This is a genomic window from Pseudanabaena sp. FACHB-2040 (assembly GCF_014696715.1).
Lineage (GTDB): Bacteria > Cyanobacteriota > Cyanobacteriia > Phormidesmidales > Phormidesmidaceae > JACVSF01.
In genome coordinates this window covers 173,494-195,509 of the sequence record NZ_JACJQO010000001.1, presented here as the reverse complement: position 1 = coordinate 195,509, position 22,016 = coordinate 173,494, and the positions used below count along the sequence as shown (strand labels likewise).

At 50.9% G+C, this 22,016-nt stretch carries 14 protein-coding genes; 8 read left to right on the top strand and 6 right to left on the bottom strand.

Annotated elements, in window-relative coordinates; genetic code table 11:
* Nucleotides 1–122: 122 nt before the first annotated feature.
* On the top strand, nucleotides 123–494 hold the full coding sequence (locus H6G13_RS00860) for a response regulator (RefSeq protein WP_190481441.1): 372 nt from the start codon (nucleotides 123–125) through the stop codon (nucleotides 492–494).
* 7 nt (nucleotides 495–501) lie between these two features.
* Entirely contained in the window at nucleotides 502–1,920 is a 1,419-nt protein-coding gene (locus tag H6G13_RS00855; RefSeq protein ID WP_190481189.1) for an ATP-binding protein, read from the top strand.
* A gap of 7 nt (nucleotides 1,921–1,927) precedes the next feature.
* Here H6G13_RS00855 and H6G13_RS00850 read toward each other — a convergent pair whose 3' ends face one another.
* A complete protein-coding gene (locus H6G13_RS00850) occupies nucleotides 1,928–5,893 on the bottom strand; it encodes a GAF domain-containing protein (protein WP_199305655.1) in 3,966 nt (1,321 codons plus the stop codon).
* A gap of 330 nt (nucleotides 5,894–6,223) precedes the next feature.
* Here H6G13_RS00850 and H6G13_RS00845 point away from each other — a divergent pair, with 330 nt between their 5' ends.
* The gene (locus tag H6G13_RS00845) at nucleotides 6,224–6,865 is read left to right on the top strand and encodes a Uma2 family endonuclease (protein ID WP_190481187.1); all 642 of its coding nucleotides are present in this window, start codon (nucleotides 6,224–6,226) and stop codon (nucleotides 6,863–6,865) included.
* A 121-nt stretch (nucleotides 6,866–6,986) separates the two neighbouring features.
* Nucleotides 6,987–9,221 (top strand): type I DNA topoisomerase, encoded by a 2,235-nt coding sequence (gene topA, locus H6G13_RS00840; RefSeq protein ID WP_190481185.1) that lies wholly within the window; start codon nucleotides 6,987–6,989, stop codon nucleotides 9,219–9,221.
* 5 nt (nucleotides 9,222–9,226) lie between these two features.
* Here topA and H6G13_RS00835 read toward each other — a convergent pair whose 3' ends face one another.
* Complete coding sequence (locus tag H6G13_RS00835) at nucleotides 9,227–9,508, bottom strand: DUF2087 domain-containing protein (RefSeq protein ID WP_190481183.1); 282 nt, start codon at nucleotides 9,506–9,508, stop codon at nucleotides 9,227–9,229.
* 258 nt (nucleotides 9,509–9,766) lie between these two features.
* Here H6G13_RS00835 and H6G13_RS00830 point away from each other — a divergent pair, with 258 nt between their 5' ends.
* Complete coding sequence (locus H6G13_RS00830; RefSeq protein ID WP_190481181.1) at nucleotides 9,767–10,702, top strand: LLM class oxidoreductase; 936 nt, start codon at nucleotides 9,767–9,769, stop codon at nucleotides 10,700–10,702.
* 6 nt (nucleotides 10,703–10,708) lie between these two features.
* Here the strand turns inward: H6G13_RS00830 and H6G13_RS00825 are convergent, their stop codons facing one another.
* Nucleotides 10,709–11,341: a heme-binding protein gene (locus tag H6G13_RS00825; protein WP_190481179.1), complete on the bottom strand. Its 633-nt coding sequence runs from the start codon at nucleotides 11,339–11,341 to the stop codon at nucleotides 10,709–10,711.
* 975 nt (nucleotides 11,342–12,316) lie between these two features.
* On the opposite strand from H6G13_RS00825, the gene H6G13_RS29325 reads away from it, so the two are divergent.
* Nucleotides 12,317–13,141: an HNH endonuclease gene (locus tag H6G13_RS29325; RefSeq protein ID WP_190481177.1), complete on the top strand. Its 825-nt coding sequence runs from the start codon at nucleotides 12,317–12,319 to the stop codon at nucleotides 13,139–13,141.
* 532 nt (nucleotides 13,142–13,673) lie between these two features.
* Nucleotides 13,674–14,534, top strand: a complete 861-nt coding sequence (locus tag H6G13_RS00815) for an alpha/beta hydrolase (RefSeq protein ID WP_190481175.1) — start codon at nucleotides 13,674–13,676, stop codon at nucleotides 14,532–14,534.
* 81 nt (nucleotides 14,535–14,615) lie between these two features.
* On the opposite strand, the gene H6G13_RS00810 is transcribed toward H6G13_RS00815, so the two are convergent.
* A complete protein-coding gene (locus H6G13_RS00810; protein ID WP_190481173.1) occupies nucleotides 14,616–17,000 on the bottom strand; it encodes a CHASE2 domain-containing protein in 2,385 nt (794 codons plus the stop codon).
* Between the two features lie 92 nt (nucleotides 17,001–17,092).
* Entirely contained in the window at nucleotides 17,093–18,757 is a 1,665-nt protein-coding gene (locus H6G13_RS00805) for an EAL domain-containing protein (RefSeq protein WP_190481171.1), read from the bottom strand.
* Between the two features lie 381 nt (nucleotides 18,758–19,138).
* Here H6G13_RS00805 and H6G13_RS00800 point away from each other — a divergent pair, with 381 nt between their 5' ends.
* A complete protein-coding gene (locus H6G13_RS00800) occupies nucleotides 19,139–20,488 on the top strand; it encodes an ATP-binding protein (RefSeq protein WP_190481169.1) in 1,350 nt (449 codons plus the stop codon).
* 406 nt (nucleotides 20,489–20,894) lie between these two features.
* Here the strand turns inward: H6G13_RS00800 and H6G13_RS00795 are convergent, their stop codons facing one another.
* Entirely contained in the window at nucleotides 20,895–21,605 is a 711-nt protein-coding gene (locus H6G13_RS00795; RefSeq protein ID WP_199305653.1) for a FecR family protein, read from the bottom strand.
* Between the last annotated feature and the right edge of the window lie 411 nt (nucleotides 21,606–22,016).

The following is a 22,016-nucleotide window of genomic DNA, read 5'->3' as shown; positions in this document are numbered from 1 at the left end:
GCCCCCTCGTTGAACCATACTGGCTGAATTGACTAAGCGAACGCTGCATCAAGCGGGCTTTAACGTGCCTCCACAGTAGAGTCTCGGTCACTGCTTTTCAGATCAGGCAAAGGGTTATGGAAATTCCTCATGTTCTGCTGGTTGATGACGAAGCACCCCTGCGGGAAAGCCTAACGTATACCTTGAGAAAGGAAGGCTTTGAGGTCACTACAGCGGAAGACGGGCAAAGCGCAATCAAGCAATTTCACAAGCGAGTTCCAGATATTATTCTGCTCGACCTAATGCTGCCGGAAGTCGACGGCATGGAAGTCTGCTGGCGAATTCGAGCTTTCTCCAACGTGCCGATTGTGATGCTGACAGCCAAAGACCATGACAGTGACAAAATCCGGGGCTTGGAAGCTGGGGCCGACGACTACATGACCAAACCTTTCAACACCCGCGAACTCGTAGCCCGCATTCGTTCAGTGCTGCGACGTCACGCGGCTACACCCTAATATTGCAATGGGGGAGCAGCGTCACACCTACTGGAACTCGATCCATGCCAAGCTGTTTGTCACCTACCTGCTAGTGGCAGCTTTGGGAACGACTTTCCTGGGAAGCTACATCATGTGGTCGTTCCACCAGTATTTTATGCGAACCCGGCAGGCCGACTTAGAAAGTTTGACAGATGCTGTTGGGGAAGATGTTGCTGACGCCTTAGAAGCGCAGGACCTTCAGGAAGTAGACCTGATCGTGCAGCGCTTTGGAGCCCCAGAAACCGTCACGCTGCGGGTGTTTGATCCTCAGGGCGATCTTTTGGCAACCTCCGATCCGCGCGATCAGCAGATTACGGCCTGGCTCCAGATTCCTGGAATGCAGGAGGCACAGCAAAGTCAGCTGGTGAGAGGCGTTGCTAAGGGGGTTCTCTCTGACGAAGACCGTCTTTACATTGCCCGCCCAATTATTCGCAATAATCAGCTGCTCGGCATTTTGCGGATGTCGATTACGCTACAGCAGTTCCAGCGGCAGTTTGCCACGGTGATCTGGACCGTCGTTGGCACCCTGCTGCTGACCATTTTGCTGTGTGCTCTGATTAGCGATCGCTTTGCCCGCAGCCTGTCTAGACCCGTAGAAAAAATGCGTACCTTCGCCATTCGCATGGGTAGCGGTCGCTTTGGCGATACACTCGTCATTCGCCAGAGCAATGAGCTGGATCAGCTGGCGGTAGAGCTCAACCGCATGAGTGAGCGCCTAGCCTCTCTCGATCAGGAGCGCAGAGCCTTTTTGGCCAACGTTTCTCACGAGCTGCGCACCCCCATTAGCAATGTTCAGGTTACGGTTGAAGCGCTCAAAAGTGGGGCCTACGAAGAACCGGAACTGCGCGATCGCTTCTTTCAAACTATTGAAGACGAAACTAAGCGTTTGTCGCGGCTGATTCACGATCTGCTAGATCTAGGGCGGCTAGAAGCAGGGGTAACTCAGCTCGAAAAGCAAACTGTTTTTCTCCCTGACCTAGTTGATCGAGCTGTTAGAGCCATTAGTTCTCGCGCTCAATCGGCCAAAGTTTCAGTTCAGGTCGAGGCAGCTGACCTAAAAATTCACGGAGATCCAGAGCGTCTGCTGCAGGCGATTTTGAACATACTGGACAATGCCCTCAAACATTCTCCCCCAGACTCTGAGATTTTGATTGTCGCCCGCAGGCAGGGCAAGCAGGCACACCTAACCATTCAAGACCAGGGAAAGGGCATCGCCGACTCTGATTTGCCCCGTATTTTTGAGCAGTTTTATACCACCGATCCTTCCCGCAAGGGCAGTGGGGTTGGCTTGGGGCTTGCGATCGCAAAACGAATTGTCGAAGCCCACGGCGGCAGCATTACTGTCGACAGCGAAACCCGTCAGGGAGCGACTTTCACCCTTTGCCTGCCCTATCAGGCTGTCTGAGCATTCATTAGGTCACGGCTCTTTGCAGAGCAGTCTCTTCGACTAAAGCTTTGATGGCCTCTACCAAGTCGTTGGGGACTACAGGTTTTGCCAGGTGACGCTGAAATCCGGCAGCGATCGCCTGCTGGCGATCAATCTCTCCTGCATAGGCCGTCAAGGCAATGGCTGGAACCTGGCCGCCCTGTTCTGGCGGCAACTGCCGAATGGCTCGAATTAGCATGTAGCCATCCATCTCCGGCATGCCAATATCGCTGATCACGATATCGGGCTGTACCTGGGGCAGGAGGGTTAGGGCCGCAGCAGCCGAGGCTGCGATTGTGGCTGTTGCGCCCGCTTCTTCTAGCACAAAAGCCATTAAGTCTCGGGCATCTGCCTCGTCGTCTACAAGCAAAACGTGCACCCCCGGCAGCGGCTGTAGGCCGGGGGCGGTAGGCAGAGGGCTGACAGGGTCATTCTTTACCCCGATCCTCTCATCTTTGAGCGCTGGTAAGCGAACGGTAAAAGTCGCTCCCTGGCCCTCTCCCGGACTCTCTGCCTGCACGGTGCCGCCATGCAGCTCTACCAGGTGTCGAACAATTGCTAGCCCCAGACCCAGCCCCCCAAACTGCCGCGTCGTCGTCGAATCTGCCTGCCGGAAGTAGTCAAAGACATGGGGCAAAAATTCTGAAGCAATGCCTTTGCCAGTGTCGCTGACGGTAATTTGAGCAAATGTGTCTTGGCGCTTGAGACTTAAATCATTAGCTGCAGCCTCTTCTACCTGGGCCCCCTGACTTGTGACTAAAGACAGCACCACTTCAACCCGGCCGCCGGCTGGCGTGAATTTAACGGCATTCGTCAGCAAGTTCCACAAAACTTGGTGGAGCCGAGCCGAATCTCCCAGGACGAAGAGGGGGGAGGAGGGAGGAGAGAGGAGAGAAGAGTCTGCCAGATCTGTACTTCTATCTCCTATCCCCTCACTCCTGACTTCTATGGACTTGATGGCGGCTGTAGATCGTATGGTTTCGAGGGCCGATTGAATGGTCTCAGCTAGATTGACCGGGCTCATCGTGAGACTGAGCTTGCCCTGCAGAATGCGAGAGACATCCAGCAAGTCTTCGATCAGTTCGGTTTGCAGCTTAGCGTTGCGCTCGATCGTGGCTAGCGCGTGGTCTGTTTTGGCCGCATCTAACTTTCGGGTGCGCAGTAGCTTAGCCCAGCCCATGATCGGGTTGAGGGGCGATCGCAACTCGTGTGACAAAACTGCCAGAAATTCATCTTTCACTCGATTGGCCGACTCAGCCTGAGTGCGGGCCTCGCGTTCGGCCTCGTAAAGGTGGGTGCGGACAATGGCTTGGGCATACTGCTGCGCCAGCGACAGGATAAACGCCTGCTGCTCCTCTACCAGATAGGGCGGCTTCATAAACCCAAAGGAGATGCCCCCCACTGCCCGCCCCTCGGTCATCAGCGGCACCGAGATCCAGGTCTTGAGAGGGTGCTGCTCATAGTATGCTGCCAGGTGGGGGTAGCGAGCAGCTCGAACCTCTGGCGGTTCGGCCCAGATCGGTTGCCCGGTGCGTACGGCCTCTGCCAAAGGCACTGCCGTACTTAGGGGAAACCGCTGCCAGCCTTCGAGCTGACGAGAGTCAACTCCCACCGACCGCACTACCTCCAGTTCACGGGCGCGTTCATCTAGCAGGGCCACCATGGCAAATTCAGCCCCTAGGGCCGCCATGCCCTGATCGGCAATGACTTCAGACACCTCAGCCGGGGTGAGCGATTCCGATAAAGCGGCTGTTACCGACTGCAGCCGGGTAATGCGCTCGGCTGAGCGTTCTGCCGCCTGCTGGGCCTTTTGGGCTTCTTGATAGAGGCGGGCATTGTCAATTGCGATCGCAGCTCTATGGGCAACATCTTCAGCCAATATGCAGTCAGTTTCGCTGTAGCGGCGTTCCGATTCGGCTGTCACAAAGGTAATAGCCCCCAAAATCTGACCTCGGGCAATCAGGGGCGAGACGATGGCAGACTTTAAGCCCAGTTCGCGCAAAATCCGCAGGTGCTCAGCATCTTGAGCTACGCTCGCCAATGCAGCATCGGAAACGATCGGCATAACTTCAGGCTGCCCGGTTCGCAAAACCTTAGCAATGCCCTCCGCCTCCTCCAGCCTTTTAGGATATCGCTGATGCAGATCCCAAGCTAGCTGAACCTTTTCGGGGTTGTGATGAGCCACTGCAACCCGTTGAATGATCCGATTGTCTTGCAGCAGATCAATTGCACACCAGTCGGCAAAAAACGGAACCGCCAGATCGGCTACATTAGCCAGAGTTTGCTCATATTTCAAAGACGACGCCAGAGCCGTACTGATATCAGCTAAAAAGGCTGAGCGGCGCTGGTCAGTTTCGGCCTCCAAGCGAGCAACTTGCTCTTCAACTTGTTGCCGATTCAGCCGAGCCCGCTCTGCTTCTGCCTGCTTGCGCTCTGTAATGTCGTGCATCACGGCCACAGCCCCCTGCTGCTGGCCCTGGGCATCGACAATCACCTGACCGCTAGCCAGCAGCGTGCGCGGAGCGCCCTGCTTCGGCGCGATTACCATCTCAACATTCTTCACACTCTGTCCCTGCAGCGCTTGGAACAGAGGAATTTCGTCTAGGGGCAGTGGCGTTTTGCCGTCGGGCCGATACAGATCATAGTGGGCCGCCCATCGCTCTGGCGGCAAAGGCTGCGGCGGCAAGCCATGAAACTCTCGGGCAACCCGGTTAAACAGGGTCAACCGGCCTTCGGCGTCGCAGGCTACAATGCCCGCCTGCACGTTGTCGAGCAGCACCTTAAGCAGTTCTTGTTCCTGATACAGGGCAGCTTCGGCCTGCTGTCGCTCAGTCACCTCTAGCTGGAGCTGCTGGTTTGCCTGAGAGAGTTCACTCGTGCGCTGTTCAATCAGGGTTTCTAGCGTTTGCTGCGCTTGCTGTCGGGCAGCCTCGGTTTGCTGCCGTTCTAGCTCGGTGGCCACTCGCAGGGCAAAGATGGTCAGCAGAGATTCAGTTAGCTGAACGTGTTCCAGAGGTTTACCGTTCATCACGCTCAGTAGCCCAATCGGCGTGCCAGCTGAGTCAAAAAACGGAATGGCCGCATAGCTGTCTACCCCTAAGGGGGCCAGCAGCGGCGCATGGGGAAAGAGCGCCTGTACTCCACTGGGGTAACAGCAGAGCTTGCGCTGCAGCAGCACTTCCCGGCAGGGCGTATCTTGCAGCAAGTACCCAAAATTTTCGATGATTTCACCCTTAGCGCAGGCAGCAGCGGTAGTAATCGCTTCTAGGTTGTCGCCATCTATCAGGCCAATATAGGCGTAATCAACCCCCAGCGCCTTTGTAAAGTGCTGCGCCAATGCTGCCAAAAAAGCTTCCCCCGTCGCGGTAGAGACACCCTGCGTCACCTCCAGCAGGGCGGCATCTAGCTGGGCTATCTTACGGGCTGCCAGCCGCAATTCCAGCTCATCCATCACCATGGCTGCCAAGTCTGCCAAGATGCTTACCTGCTCATCGCTCAAGGCAGGGCGGGGTTGGGTATCGATCAGGCAAAGGGTGCCTAGGTTAAAGCCATCCTGGGTCAGCAGGGGCGCACCTGCATAGAAGCGTAAACCTGATTCGCTCTGGACAAAGGGATTGCAGGCTAAGCGCTCATCTTGCCGAGTGTCGGGAATAACCAGTACCTCATCCGATAGCAGAGCCAGACTGCAGATGGTCGCATCTCGCTCCACCTCCTGTAGGTCAAAGCCATAGGCCGACTTAAACCAACCTCGCGACTCATCTACCAGCGAAACCAGGGTGATCGGCACATTAAACAGGCGAGCTGCCAGGGCAGTAATGCGGTCAAAAGCTGCTTCTGGCGGAGTATCAAGAATGCTATAGCGGCGCAGGGCAGCTAATCTATCAACTTCGTTCTCTGGAAAGGGTGCAGGGTTAGCGGATGAGTTGGGCAAGGCATCAATGAAGTTTAGCAACTGGGCATTTGATAATTATAATTCTCTATCTGTTGGAGGAAGTGCCCGTCCACCTTCAGAAAGATCTACTTCGTGACGTTCTCCCAACGCTGGCCTTCGGTACAGCACAGGCGTCTCTAGCTCGCTCCAGCGTCTGCTGCTGTCATTCGCTCTGGTCTAGATAATGCTCCTGGTAGAATCCGTTCACAACAATTTGATTAGTCGTGAGTTTCAATAAAGCCGCGTTATCTCTCTTCACTAGGGTCAGCGCCCAATTCTGAGTGTAATAGTTGTAATAAGGCGCATCTGCTTAGAAAGCAGAACTTCTCATTTTGACGGGAGGATTAAGGGGTGAATAATTTACAAACTAAATCACTCATCAATAACTGGATTGTTGCCTCCTGGAATGAGTATGTTCATACAATCTCAAATCCAACTTATGAACAGGCAAAGGGGTATTACTACAAGGGACACATGAGGATCGAAATGTCGCCAGTTAGCTTTGATCACGACAAAGATCAGGTGGTGATCATTTTTGCGGTGAATTTATTTGCGGCACTCAAAGGAATTCCGGCGACTGGGCTAGATACGACAACGCTGCGTAAAACAGGTGTGCGCGAATGTCAGCCGGATGTGTCCTATTACCTTAGCGATCGCGCTCAAGCTATCCCGTCTGGAACGGGGATTGTGAATCTAGATCAATATCCCGCACCCAATTTAGTGATTGAGATTGCTAGGACTTCGTTACTGGATGACGTGGGTACCAAGCGGGCCTTGTATGAGGAGTTGGGTGTGAGTGAATATTGGATGGTGGATGTGCAAAATGCTCAGCTGCTCGCTTACGCTGTGGCTGATCAGGGCAGTCAGCGGATTCAGACATCCCAGGTATTGCCGGGGCTAACCCTGGCGGTTGTAGAAGAAGCGCTGCGACGCAGCCGAGAAACCGACCAATCCCAGGTGGGAACCTGGCTGTTGAACCAATTTCAGCAGTAGGGCTAGTTCCTTCACGTTCAACCTGCGATCGCATTTTGTCTTTAGGTAATATTTTCTCGTCAAGTTCAGATGTACTATTAAAATAGGAGTTAGCGATCTTGATGGTCAAGGCGAAGACACAATGCCCAACCTGCTCCTGATTGAGAGCCCCGGCAAGTTAAAAAAGCTAGGACAGATCCTAGGGCCAAACTGGATTATCAAAGCCAGCATGGGCCATGTGCGTGAACTCGCGAATGATGGCGAAGACGCCCTTGGTTTTGACCTAGGCGCTAACGCCATTGAGTGCCGCTACCAGCCTCGCGATGCACGCTCTAAAAAGGTGCTCTCTGACCTGCGGCAGGCCGTCAAAAAAGCCGATAGCGTCTACATCGCTACCGACCCAGATCGAGAAGGGGAAACGATTGGCTGGCACCTGCAGCAAGCCCTGCATCTGAAAAATCCTCGGCGGGTGGTTTATAGCGAGATTACGCCGCAGGCGGTTCGCGCTGCGATCGCACAGCCCCGCACCCTGAACTCCGATTTGGTCGCTGCCGGACGAGCCCGTGACTGCCTTGATAAGCTGGTGGGCTACAAGGGCAGTCGCCATGTGGTCTGGCCCCTTAATAACGGAGCAAAGTCTATGGGGCGGGTGCAGAGTGCTACGCTGCATCTGCTGTGTAAGCGCGAGCGAGACATTCAAGCATTTGTCCCGCAGGACTACTGGAGCGTTTGGGTAGACTACCGTGAGGGCTTCAAAGCCTTCTACCGCAGCAGCCCCAAACCCCAGAGGCAAGCAGCCAAAGATATTGCCCAAGAGCAAGGTACTGAGAAGGAGTCGGAGCGGGTGACCTCTCAGGCGCGGGCCGACGCGCTAGTTGCGATCGCACAGTCCCACCCTCACCGAGTTATTGAGATTGAGGGTAAGCAGACCAAGCAATCGCCGCCTGCCCCTTTTGTTACCTCCACGCTGCAGCAGTCTGCCGGTTCCAAGCTGCACTTTAGCCCCGAGCAGACCATGAAGGTGGCCCAGTCGCTCTATGAAAAGGGCCACATCACCTACATGCGGACTGATTCGGTCATTCTCTCTGCCCCTTTTTGTGAATCGGTGCGCCAATACCTGCAGCAGCACGACCCCACTAACCTGCCGCGCAAAACCACCCAACACCGGGCGATCAAGGGCTCCCAAGAAGCCCACGAAGCGATTCGGCCCACAGACGTAAATCACTTGCCTCAGCAGCTCCAGCGAGAGCTTTCAGCCGATGAAGCCCGCCTGTATGAGCTGATTTGGAATCGCGCTGTTGCCTCCCAATGTGCGCCAGCCCAGCTGCGAAAAACCCGCATTGTGACCCAGTCTGGTGAAGCCTACTGGGAGGCGCGAGGCCAAGTACTGGAATTTGCAGGCTACACCCGCTACTGGAACAACATCAGCTCAGACTCGGTGCTACCGGCTCTCACCGTAGGGCAAAGCCTAGAACTCCAAAGGGCTCAGGCTGACCAAAAGCAAACCCAGCCCCCGCCTCGCTACAGTGAACCAGCCCTAGTGAAGCTGATGGAGCAAAAGGGCATTGGCCGCCCCAGCACCTACGCGCCCACCATCAAAACGCTGAGACAGCGGGAATACGTTGAGCTGCTGCAGGGCAAACTGAAGCCAACTCCGTTGGGACTGGATCTAGACGGTGCTCTAGAAACGCTGCTGCCAGATCTAATTCAGCCAGAATTTACAGCTCAAATGGAGGCTGCTTTAGATGCTATAGCCACCGGAGAGCAAGAGTGGCAGGCTTACCTCAATGGCTGGTATCAGAGCTATTTTGCCCCAGCTTTGAGTCAGGCGCAGCGGCAGTTGCGATCGCAACCCCCAACCCCAGCCCCAACTCCAACCCCAGCCCGCAACCCCTCCCCCGAGACAGCAGTAACTCTCCAGCCCCAGCCCCAGACTGCCTCAAAGCCCCCTAAAACCGTCTCAAAGCCCTCTAACGCAAAACTCACCAAAACCAAATGCCCCACCTGCAGTGAGGCTATGGCCAAGATTCCCTCCCGCTCTGCCAAGCTCAAAGCCAAGCACTTTCTCAAGTGTTCAGCAACAGGCTGCGGCACCGTCATGTTTTGGAATGACAAAGCCAAGCGCTATGAACTACCCTACCGCCAGCACCAGGCCACGCCTGACCCCGAAAAATTTACCGATTATCCCTGCCCTGTCTGCGGTGCGCTGCTAGAGCGCTACACCTACACCCGAGACGGTCAAGACAAGGTGATGCTGCGCTGCTCGCTGCTAGAAAATCGTCGGGGCAAGTGCAAAGATGTCGCTTTCTTTCAGAGCCGAGGCGAATTTTGGTCACCCAATTTTGGCACTCTAAAGCTGCCAGAGTATCAAACTTGAATGAATCAAAATGCCTGTTTTAGCCAGTAGGCAGACCCATCTTTTACCCGATCCACCATTCCCCGCTCAAAGAGTTCTCGGCGTAGCAGGGCTGGATCGCCAAACGTGTGGTGCTGATTCAAGAGGGCATTGACCTCACGTTCGTTGTATAAGAAGTCTGGCTCAAACTTAGCCGCTAGATACTCTAGCGCTATCTGCTGAAGCCGTCCTTTACGGCTCTTAGAAGGCCATGTCTTGAGTCGTCCTTGGTCATCCAAATAGTTTTTGAGTTCCGTGGCAAAGTCCATTGTCTCAGCTCGATAATTGATCGCTATTGGCCCACGCTATAACACTACTTTCAGGCACAAAAGTTTCCAGACAACTCAATCACCCGAAGAAAATTGCTCGTGCCCAAACGCTGAAGCGGGCTAAAGTGCTGAGAGGAATCCGTCAGTTCTAATTCGGGCAGACTGGGAGGCCGCAAAAGATGAAGCATGAAGACGGCTCTCCTCAAGAAATCTCAGACCCATACTAAACTGCGAGAGAAGCTTTTGGCGACTAGTGAGATGCCTAAGAATTCGGGCTTTCAGCGAATGTTTGCCCCTGATTGCCTTACCCTCGGCGTTACCTTTCCCATTGAGGCATACAAGGGCAGTATCCCTTCCATGACCAGACAGACCGAATTGGCACAACGGGCTGAAAAGCTAGGATTCGCTGCCCTTTGGTTTCGAGATGTGCCGCTCTACGATCCCTCCTTTGGAGACGTAGGGCAGATCTACGATCCTTGGGTTTACCTGGGATTTATCGCTGCTCAGACCAATGCGATCGCACTTGCCACTGGCAGCATCATCCTGCCGCTGCGCCACCCGCTACATATCGCCAAAGCAGCCGCTTCAGTAGATCAGCTCTCAGGTGGACGGCTTGTTCTGGGAATAGCAACCGGAGATCGCCCAGTTGAGTTTCCAGCGTTTGGAGTGGACTTTGAGACGCGGGGAGAGCGGTTCCGGGAGACGCTAGCCTACTTTCAGCAAGCCCTCGCTGAAGAGTTCCCGGTCATCCGTTCGCCTTTGGGCAAGCTAGAAGGCGGCGACCTGATTCCAAAGCCTACCAACGGCGCTATCCCGGTTCTTGTGACAGGCCACAGCCAGCAGTCTCTAGAATGGATTGCGGCCCATGCCGATGGATGGCTCTACTACCCCCGACATCCTCAGATGCAGCAGCATTACGTGAGGCAGTGGCAGGAGTTGACGGCAGAGCACGCTCCTGGTGTCTTTAAGCCTTTTGCTCAGTCTCTCTATGTTGACCTGGCCGAAGATCCAGACAGCCCAGTAATGCCTATCCATCTGGGCTATCGACTAGGCCGGAATCGGCTCATTGATCTGCTACAGGCCCTAGAGGTGATGGGAGTTAACCATGTCGTCTTCAACCTCAAGTACGGGCAACGCCCAGCTTCTGAAGTGCTTGAAGAGATAGGGCAAGCGGTACTGCCCCACTACCACTAGCCAAAATTAGAAGCTTGGAGCGGAGCTACTTTCGTTTAGCTGCACTGGAATCTGTAGATCGCTGCGCTTTAGCGTGTCGGGGATGAAGGGGCCATCATAGAAAAATCGGCGGGGTGGGCCAACTACCTCATAGTTAGGATGCTCAACCAGCCAGTCTTGTAAGCGCTGAATGCCGCTCGTATAGGTATCGAGCCCATAGCCGCCCCGCATCCCAAGGCTCACTACAGTCATCGGCGGGATGTCCTCAATCTGAATGTTTTGAGCCACTTCCTGAGGCACAATATCGAGGCTGCGATAGAGGAAAGACACTGAAGCGTCTCCCTCACTAGCTGAACCCGCCTGGAGCATAGCGGTAGGATAGCGCGTCTCCACAGGGGCAGTCATGGAAATGTCGTTGCTGCTGATGTGGCGAAATAGGGGCGTGAACCCTCGTGAGGGGGCGTACTCCAAATCTCCTGTCACTTGGACAGTTGCTGCCCGATATTCTGGGTACTGCTTGATCTCGATACTTCCATCGGCGCTTGGGGGCGGAAAGCCTTCTGGTAAGGGAGCTGAAGCAGCACTATAGGCACCAAAGAGCAGGGCAGCGGCTCCCACAGCAACAACCCCCAATATCAATAGAACCTGATTCAATTTCATGGCATAGCGCCTCGGATACCTACCTTCAGTGTAACGACCTGCTAGGGGGCAGTTGGTTAGGCCTTTAGCTCTACGCAGACCATAAGTGAGGCTAACCAACGCTCGCGCAGTGCCAGAGGATTTGTAACCCTCTGGCATGTCTGCTTTAAACCTCTGCGTAACTCAAAAGAGCAGCGAAGTAGACAATGGCCTACTCAATCAGCAGGTGCTTCACATGCACGACCATCCACTGACAGTCTTTGCCGCTAGGGATGGGGTCGCTCCACTCGTCGGGGTCTGCATAGTGGAGAGTGTGCAGGTACTTGGTCATGCGATCAAGAGCTTCTAGGCTGCCGTAAAGTACGTTGGTGTGGGTTTGGCCTTGCTCGATTGGGCAGGCGGAACTGTGGGCGGCTGAGCGCCCGTTGCGGTTGATTGAAACATGGTGGTTCTGGTTCCTATATGGTGTGGTTTAGGAAACCAGAACTCACTTTCCTAGCAGCCCCGTCGGTGTGTGCGGTCGGGGCGGCTGGGGAGGTAAACTAACCTCCAAGCCTCCGAACTGCCATGATCAGCTTCGGGGGACTAGTCGCCTGTTTGTGGTTGCAACACTTGCAGGCGGCGCTAAGTCGATGAGTTCCGGGTATCGGCTGTCAGTCGCGACAGCTTAATGGCTGAGAATACAGTGTGTGTTAGGCGGGCGTCAACCGTATCGAGAAATTTTGTTTGAAGGCAGGAGTTGATTCGGCTCCATAGGGTAGCTAGATGCTAATTGGACAGCAAATAAGACCTAAGCAACCTAGCCTGCCAGGAAAAGGGGTGGTTATACTGAATTTTTCCACCTAATCACCCCCACAGGCGTATTAGGCTGACGTGTTTCCACCTAATCACCTCTATAGGGGTATTAGGCTGACAGAATTCCACCTAATCACCCAATACAGGTGATTAGGTGGAAAGTTTCCCTCTAAATAATTGTTAAAAGCTTTAGGGGGTGTCGTGCGAACGATTATCACTGAAAATGACGAGTCGGAATGGGAAGACCAAACCGGGGTTTTATATCACTTCCCAAAAAGGTATGAAAAGTTCCTCCTCCCCGGTACGCAAGTCATCTATTACAAGGGAAAATTAAAGAACTCTGAATTTAGATCTCAGCGACTGGCCGACGAACCGCACTACTTTGCTAAAGCGGCTATAGGAAAGGTCTATCCCGACAAACAGAGCTCAAAGGGAGATCTGTTTGCAATTCTCGTTGATTACGTGCCATTTGAGTTGCCAGTGCTTGCAAAGTCGGATAACGGATATTTGGAATCAATTCCGGCGACCAGGAAGACGAACTATTGGCGAGATGGTGTTCGGCCAATTGAGCAAGAGGTATATGACAATATACTTTCAGCTCATAAACCGAGAAGTGATTGGCAGCGGACGTCATCCGCTAAAGCGGACGAGTCAGCTAACGATAGGAGCGGGGGACTTGAATCAGGTACTGAGGGAACGGCCAGCAAGAGATACGTAACCACTTACGAACGAGATCCAATATATCGAAGCCAGGCGATTGCTATACACGGAACAACTTGTGCCGCTTGCGGCTTCAACTTTAGAAAGTTTTATGGTGAATATGGTGATGGATATATTCACATCCATCATGTAAACCCGGTGTCGGAGTTTGATGCTCCAAAGTCTATTGATCCGGAGACCGATTTAGTGCCATTGTGCGCAAACTGTCATTCCGTCGTCCATAGGAAGAAAGCGAAAACCCTCTCACTTAAGGAGTTGGTAGAGATGATTGCAGAAGCTTCTAACAATTCGGGTGCAGCGGATTAACCGAAGCTACTTAGTTTAGATGCAAAGTTCCCTGCAACCGCTGACCCGAAACGTTAGCACGACAATGTTGTGAGAGGTAACATATTTCTACTGGTTGACGACACAACCTGGCAAAGCATCGCTCACGCAGCATCCGCAACCTGTTCTCCTTTATCTTGGCCTTCTGCTTCAACTGAAAGCTGTTGATAAAGTCGAGTCTGTGTGCTGCCGGAACTAAAATCTATTCAGACTTCCATCCAGCAATTGAAAGGGCGATCGCACTGGTCTAGCGCAGACTGGGGTTGCGATTCGCACCCTACCTAACCCATGACAGCTCGTCTTACTAAAGTTTTGTAGGTGTTTAACTCCCTGAATTTGAGTGCTATCCATCAGATTACCGGGATAATACCGATCATAGAGAGTCTTATTCAGCAGACCTGAGACTTAATACTTAGTTAGCCTGCAAAGTTGTCTGTCAAGGTTATTAGTTGAGAGATAGTGAGATGTCAGACCCAGTTTGAGATGCTAGACTCAACGATTAAAGAAAGCTGCTATGGAAAGTACGAATCTTCTCACCCTACCCGACAATCGACGGTTAGCCTATGCAGAGTACGGCGACCCCAACGGGCATCCTGTTTTCTACTTTCACGGTGGTGGAGCTTCTCGTTTAGAGCCATTGTTGTTAGGCGATGAAGTATTTATCCGATTAGGCTTACGACTGATTGCGCCAGATCGTCCGGGAATAGGACAGTCAGACTTCCAACCGAATCGCGGATTTTCTGATTGGACGAAGGATGTTACATTTCTTGCCGATGCCTTGGGGTTAGGCAAATTTTCAGTGTTGGGTGTTTCGTCGGGAGGCGGCTATACTGCTGCCTGTGCTGCAAAGATTCCTAATCGATTGTATTCAGCCGTGATCGTTTCAGGAGCATGGGAATTTACAACTGCGGATTTGCTGAAATACAATCGTTGGGGTTTGATTTTAATCAAGCATTTTTCCTGGCTGTATCAAGCCTCAATGAAATTGACGCAGCGATCTCTTAATGGTCCTCCAGATAAACTATTAGAAACTTTAGAAAAAAGACTTCCGGCAGCAGATTACGCGGTATTAAAATCGTCAGGCCGGATCAAGAAAAGCTGTGAGGCTTTAAACGAGGGACTTCGTTCAGGAACACGAGGAACTGTCTGGGATCTTCAGCTTTACTTCAAAAAGTGGGACTTTAGTTTAGATGAAATTCGGATGCCGCTAACATTGTTCTATGGTGAAGAGGATAGGAATGTTCCGCTTGATCTAGTAAAGCGGATTGCTGCGACTCTCCCCACGACTAAGCTGGTGATGTATCCAAATGAAGGACATATCTCGGTAGTTGTGAATCAGATTGAAGCGATTGCCAAAGCGCTCCTAAGTGAATGAGAACCTTGTATTTGCGTTGACGTAATGTAGGCTAAAAATCCCGTCGCACACCGACCGTAGCGAACTCACGCCAATGCTGCTTTAGATGCCGTTGTGGCAGATCTCTAGCTCCTCTATCCCTGGCAATATCAGATAAAAAGTGCTGCCTTCACCCAGCGTACTTTCTACCCATATTTTGCCGCCGTGCTGCTCTACAATGGCGCGGCAGATCGCTAAGCCCAGCCCGGTTCCCCCTTTTTGTCGCGCATCAGAGGTATCAACCTGTTGAAATCGCCCAAAAATAGCCTCTAGCTTGTCTGCTGGAATGCCCCGGCCTTGGTCTTGGACAGTAATCAAGAGGGCAGGGTGAGGTATGCATGTCAAAGAAGATAAAAATGCCGGATTGCTATTGAAGCGAGATGCTTCTGATCGGATGCCTTCGATTTCTGAAGGATTGATGATTTCTGCACTCAGACAAACTGTAGTGTTTTGAGGCGAGAATTTAATTGCATTACTGAGTAAGTTGGTTAAGACCTGAATTAAGCGGTCAGGATCAGCGCAGCAATAGATGGATTTTGTTGTAACTTTTAGGTTCACCTCGGCTTTGTCTGCCATTGCCTGCATTGTTTCGCTTGCCAGCACTATTAAGTCAGCAACGTCGCAAGACTTTTTGAGCAGGGCAACTTTGCCAGACTCAATACGCTCGAAATCAAGGATGTCATTGATTAGACGAATCAAGCGATCGGTGTTGTTGACAGCAATATTTAACATGTGCTGACCTTTGTCAGTCAGGTTTCCCAACTTACCAGTCAGCAAAAGCCCTAAAGAGCCTCGGATAGAAGTGATAGGTGTACGAAGTTCGTGACTGACAATCGAAACGAATTCATCTTTTAATCGCACAATCTCTTGGCGCTCCGTAATATCCTTGATAACCAACAGCAGACCATCAGGGGCACAGGGTTGGTTCTTGGCCTCCAGAGTTTGAGAGTGGTACAGCAGCGGTTCTAAGCCGATTTCAAACCAGCGCTCGTTGCGGTGTAGCTCACATGAACTGGTGAAGCCAGAAGTCTTTAGCCTATGGAGGTTGGCTTGCCATTCTGCCTCACTCAACCAGTGGGGAACTAAACAAGAGGCGAGGCGGTCGCCTACCTTCACAGACAGCCAACTTGCAGCAACCGGATTACAGAACCAAACTAGCCCATCTAAATCCGCTGCCAGTAAACCAGTAGAGAGGCTACGAGCAATGGCCGCCTGAGCTGATTGCGATCGCCCAAACTGATCGGCTAGGGCTGCTAGTTGAACTGTGTGAGAATTTACCCGGCTGCTTTGAGACAGTACTTTTTTAGACAGATCTGTATGCTTGGCTTGGTAGACAACCAAATCTTGGTGATAAGCTTGCCAAAGCTGATCTAGCTGTCGCCGCAAAAGCGCATCTTCCTGCAATCGATTGCTCAGCATAGCTGCTCCGGTTGTCCCACTTAGAAGTATCAGAGGTGAGGCAACAGGTAGCCAATGACCTGCCCGAAACAAAACTAAGCTGAGTATCGCCCAAATCAAACAACACCCTATCCAGCTAATCAACCGTAGCTCTTTAGGGCAAAAAACAAGCAGCAAACTCAAGCTTGGGCCTGCCAATAGTAGCCCTAGCCGGATCCAACTCTGTGAGGGAACATGCAGGAAGTTGTGTTGAAGCACGTTATTGATAACTGTTGCATGGAGATAAACTCCGCTCGCGGGTGGATTACGGTTGAAAGGAGTGGACAGCGAATCAAGTCCTGTTGCCGTCACTCCCACTACTACAATTCGGTTTTGAAATGCTTCGGGAGAGACTTCTCCTTCAAGGACTCGGGCTAAAGAATAGTGGGGAGTATGCTGTACTACTCCCGCCCAGTTAATCCACAAAGGCCGATTCAAGCTTGGGAATTCAAGAGTTGGTGCTGCCACCAGAGCATAAGCTTGAGTCGCAGCAAGCCCTAGGGCTAACTCCCCTTGCAGCTGAGGCTCAATCCTACGCACAATGCCGTCAATGTCTTGATGAGTACTAATATGGCCGGTAGTGATTGCTCCGCTCTGCAACTCTGAAGTTGGCAGTAGGGCTACTCCTACATCGTTTAAAGCTCGAGGCAGTACAACTAGACCATGACGCTCCATTGCTGCAGCTAATTGTGAGTCGTCTTGGCTAGGTTCAGACCAAAGTATGTCGAATGCAACAACATTAGGCTGCGCTTCTGACAAAATATCAAGAAGTTGTGCATATCGCTGACGAGGCAGAGGAAATTGTCCGAGTTTTTCTAAACTCTCGTCGTCAATTGCCACCACCACAACCTGTTCACTCCAGGGACCAGATCCTCGGAGGCGAAACAAGCTGGTATAGACAAGCTGCTCTAGTGGCTGCCAAACTCCTAACTCAAACAACACCGTCACCACTAGGGCAACCAATCCACCTGGAAGTAGCCACCACCAGACTTTGCTCAATCGCCAGCTCATAAACTCTTATTTTGAGAGTGGTGCTATACGGTTTACATTAATTCTGAGCTGTCAGCTCAGCCTCTGTCGAGAGAATAATTCTAAATACTTACCTATAGCTTTTGTCCAATTAGCTGCTGTGCAGCTTGCATATCCACTGGTTGAGAGAAAAGATACCCCTGCCCATACTCACATCTAAGGGACTTAAGTTGAGCCAATTGGTTCGGGGTTTCTACTCCTTCGGTAACCACGTTCATGCCTAAGTTCCAGGCAAGTCGAATGATTGTTTGTACAATTTCTAATTGCTCACCTTCGGAATCAATTTGACTAATAAAAGAGCGGTCAATTTTTAGCGTATCAACTGGAAAGTAATGCAAATATGCTAAGGAAGAATAGCCTGTTCCAAAGTCATCCACACAAAGTTCAAGGCCAAGCTGCTTGAGTTGCTTGAGCACAGCAATTGCTGTTTCAGGATTCTCCATAATAATAGACTCCGTGATTTCTAGCTTCACGCTGTTTGGATTAACCCCCGTTTCATCAAGTATTTGCCGAACTTGCTCTACTAAATCAGGCTGAGTGATTTGCTGAGTTGAGAGGTTAACACTGATGGTCAAGGGTGGGCTGACCGGAAATCTCTGTTGCCAAATTTGGAGCTGCTGGCAAGCCTGCCGCAATACCCACTCTCCGATAGGGTTAATCAGTCCAGTTTCTTCCGCCAATGGAATAAACTGTGTAGGAAAAATCATTCCCTGCTCAGGATGCTGCCAGCGCAATAGTGCCTCAAATCCCGTAAGTTTTGATGTCTTTAAAGATACGATTGGCTGATAGTAAATCTGAAATTCCTGCCGCTCTAATGCAAGGCGCAAATCGGTTTCTAAGCGTAAGCGAGAGATAGCTTCAACTCTCACCCCAATATCAAATATTTCGTAGCGATCTTTCCCTTGGTTTTTGGCCTGATGCATAGCTGTATCTGCATCATATAAAAGATCTTCGGGGCAAGCGTGGCCCTCTTGGCTCCAGGCAATACCAATGCTGGCAGTAACAAATACACCTTGGTTTTCAAAATTGAAAGAGTCAGAAAGCAGCTGTTGAATTCCTTGTGCTATTGAAACTAAATCATCAATACTTTTAACATCCTCTAACAGAACAGCGAACTCATCTTCTTGTAGCCGAGCAATTATTCCAATAGGTTGAATATAGGCCTCTAACCGTTGAGCAACTGCAATGAGCAGCCGATCTCCAGCCGCACGACCTAAGCTATCGTTGATTATTTGAAACCGGTCTAGTCCAATCAAGAGGACTGCAACTGCTTGATCGGACTTTTGCTGAGCATGAACGAGTGCCTGTTCCAAGTGTTCTATCCAAAGCGTTTGGTTAGGCAAACCCGTGAGGCGATCGTAGTAAGTTCGCTGCCGCCAAAGGCTAAGAAGAGCTAAGCGTTGGGTTGCCGGATCTGCAGCGCTATTGAAAGATGAGGGCTCTGGAACTACATTTTTTCTGGATAGCTTTGGGTCATGCTCTAACTCTTCGGCTAAGCGCAGCAATCGATCGGTATTGTTTAAAGCAATCTCCAGCATTCGCTGCCCCTTCTTAGGTAAAGTACCAAACATACCTGTAAGCAACAGTCCAAGGGCGGCTCGAATCGAAGTCAGCGGTGTTCTTAGCTCGTAGCTCACGAGTGAGGCAATCTCATCTAGATTGTAGAGCGACTCATCTACGGAGCTGGTACGGTTCTCATTTTGGAGGTGGCTGTGACGATCGACTGTTTGTTTCTGCATTGGCAGCTCAGGTTAAAAAACTAGCACACCGAAGAGGGCTAATGCTTTCAAAATTTCGAAGGTTTGGAGATCGTAGCCTCATATTCAAAGGTCATGGTCCCAAAGGAGGACTGCCGCTAAATCGAATCAGTCCTTATAGAAATCAAGTGTAAAGCCGGAAAGTGGAAAATTAGGGGAGGAAGTGTTACTTCTTCTTGCCTGAAGTTTCAGCATTTCACCCCTAGCAGATCCACTGTGAACTCGCAGTGTAGTCAAGCCAGGCAACTTTGCCATAGTTAGTCTTCCCTCCCTCAGCTGGGTAAAATCTGCCCAAGTTCTCCACCTTTAAAATCTATAGTCAGGGAATCAACCAAAAGGATTCATTTTTATCCCGAATGCCTTATGCAAGTAGCGCCTCTACCTGATAATGAAATGCAAAGACTCAAGTCGCTGTCAGAGTACAATATCCTCGACACGCTGCCTGAGGAAGCATTTGATGATATCACCCGCTTGGCGTCTTATATCTGCGGCACCCCTATTTCTCTAATCAGTTTGACTGATAGTGATCGCCAGTGGTTTAAGTCCAAGGTGGGTTTAGAGGTTCCAGAAGTGTCTCGTGATTTAGCCTTCTGCTCTCATGCTATTTTGCATCCGGAGCCGCTGATCGTACCAGATACTTTGGCAGATGAGCGTTTCGCTAACAATCCTTTAGTCACGTCTGTGCCTATCCGCTTTTATGCAGGAGTTCCTCTGGTTAATTCTGAAGGCTACGCATTAGGAACACTTTGTGCAATTGACAATCGACCTCGTCAATTGAGTCCTGAGCAGCTGTCAGCCTTGCAGGTGTTGAGTCGGCAGGTTATGTCGCAATTGGAGTTACGCCATAACCTAGCTAAGCTGGCTGAGGCCCAGGCGCAATTAGTTCACAGCGAAAAAATGTCTAGCTTAGGGCAACTGGTAGCAGGTGTTGCTCACGAAATTAACAATCCTATTAATTTTATTCACGGTAATCTCAAGTATGTTCAGCAGCATGCTCAGGACTTCTTAGACTTATTGCAACTCTATCAAAAAGAGTATCCAGATCCTACACCTGCCATACAACAGACCTTTGAAGAAAAAGATTTGAACTTTATAACAGCAGATCTTCCCAAAATTCTTCATTCAATGAAAGCTGGGACCGATCGTATTCGTGAGGTTGTAAAGTCTTTGCGAACCTTTGCTCGCCTCGATGAGTCGGCTATCAAATCAGTTGATATTCATGAAGGCCTAAATAGTACGCTCGATATTTTGCAGTATCGACTGCGCTCCCAGCCCAAGAATTCTCAGATTAAAGTTCTTAAACACTATGGCTGTCTTCCCCTCATTGAGTGCTATCCTAGCCAACTAAATCAGGTATTCATGAATGTTCTAAGTAATGCAATTGATGCTCTGGACGAGGCAAAACAGAGCGGTTGCTTAGAAGAGTGCCAGCTTGAAATTTATACAGAGTTAGCTCAGCAAAATAAGGTAATAATCAGGATTCGAGATAACGGACCAGGAATATCGTTAGAGCAGCAGCAGCACATTTTCGATCCTTTCTTCACCACTAAACCGATTGGTAAAGGAACAGGCCTAGGGTTGTCGATTAGCCATCAGATTGTAACTCAGAAGCATAATGGATTCCTGAAATGCTTTTCAGAATCAGCTAAGGGTACAGAGTTTGCGATCGAGATTCCTGTCCGCCAATTGGGGATACATGCAGTACCTGCATAATAGGAAAAAGTTTCGCTGCGTTTAGGATGCTTACTAAAAATGAACAATTCTTGCATCTAAATTCAAACTTCGAAGATAAGAAGATAGACGTTCCGCGCTGCCTCGGTCTGAAAAAGCGCCAGCATTAATATAGTCTCCTAGCCTAGAACTCGATTGAAATGCATCTGGAACACATCTGCGTACCCTTTCGAGGGTATATTGCCCCTGAGCAGGCACCACCACAACATAGGGCCTGTTGGGTACTCTGCCTAAGACAATGACGCTATCTTCTTGAATGACATTATGGGTTGAGCAGAACTCAGGATAGCTAGATTGTGCTTGTGCAGAGGGCACAACCAAACTTAATGCAAGAGCTGCTCCAACACCTCCTGCTAAGAGCTTCTTGGTAGGAGCGCTTAAGGAGCTTTTATGGAACTGCCAATTCATAAGTCTGTTTAGCTCCTAGAGGAGTAATGACAACGGCTTTGATCCGCTGATTCTGAGGACGAGGCACTCTAATGTCAAATTGCCCGTTACGCTCTACCAGCTGGGGGGTATCAGCAATAAGCAGTAAGTTAACTGGATCAACCTGTCCTGCAACTCGCACAGTTTGGTTGTTCACTGCTACCAATACCCTCAGGTCTAGCTGAGTATTGTCAGTCAAGGGGGTAGGGGGTAAAGGAGGTTCACCCGGAATAACGAGGCTTTGATACCCAGTGTTAACTGCGACTGATTGTCCTTCTGCTGCGGTAACTACGCTTCCTTCTAAGGTAGCAACGCCTGTTTTGCCATCTGGATGGACACTTACCCCAAAAGTTGTACCTCGTACCCCGCTAACGCCTGCTGGCGTCTCAATTTCTAGTCTAGAGTCACCGTTGGTGAATGGACGTACCTGTAGACGGGCTTGTCCTCCGGTGACTCGTAGCCGAGTGATTTTGCCGCCGTTAGGAGCCGTTTGCAGCTGTTCTACCCTCACTGCTGTATTTTCTGCAACGCTGACGAAACCGATGCCGGTATCTACAGCAAGAACTGTACTAGAGCCTGAACCTGTTCTGACAGTGTCTCCAACTGCTTGGAGGCGAGTACCCACTCGGGCGGCTTGAGAGGTTTGCCCCTGATTGAAAGTGACGCTGCCCACGATTTGACGGACTTCTAGCCAACGATTGACCCCAACTTGTAGAGATTGTGCTCTTCCAAGGCCTTCCGATAGCAGTAGACATACTGCCAGAAGAAGAGGTGCAGATAGCCAAACGCTTTTCAAAGCTCGTCCCTTCGTTCAAAACGGTGTACAGCAGCTCAAGATTATATACAAAGTTGGTTAGTGATTAGTATCAGCAATATATTCTGTTACCGTGTTGACCATTTTGCGATCGCACACAAACATCTGCATACACAGCGATAAACTTCCTAGCCTCAGAGAAACCCTCTGAAGCAAACGATCTAGTCCATTAAGTATTTATACTGCCTTGTGTTACGCTATTTTATGCTGGGTGGGGGCTTAAGGTACCCAAAACAGCCTCAAAACAACTTCTCGGCTCTAACCTTGGAA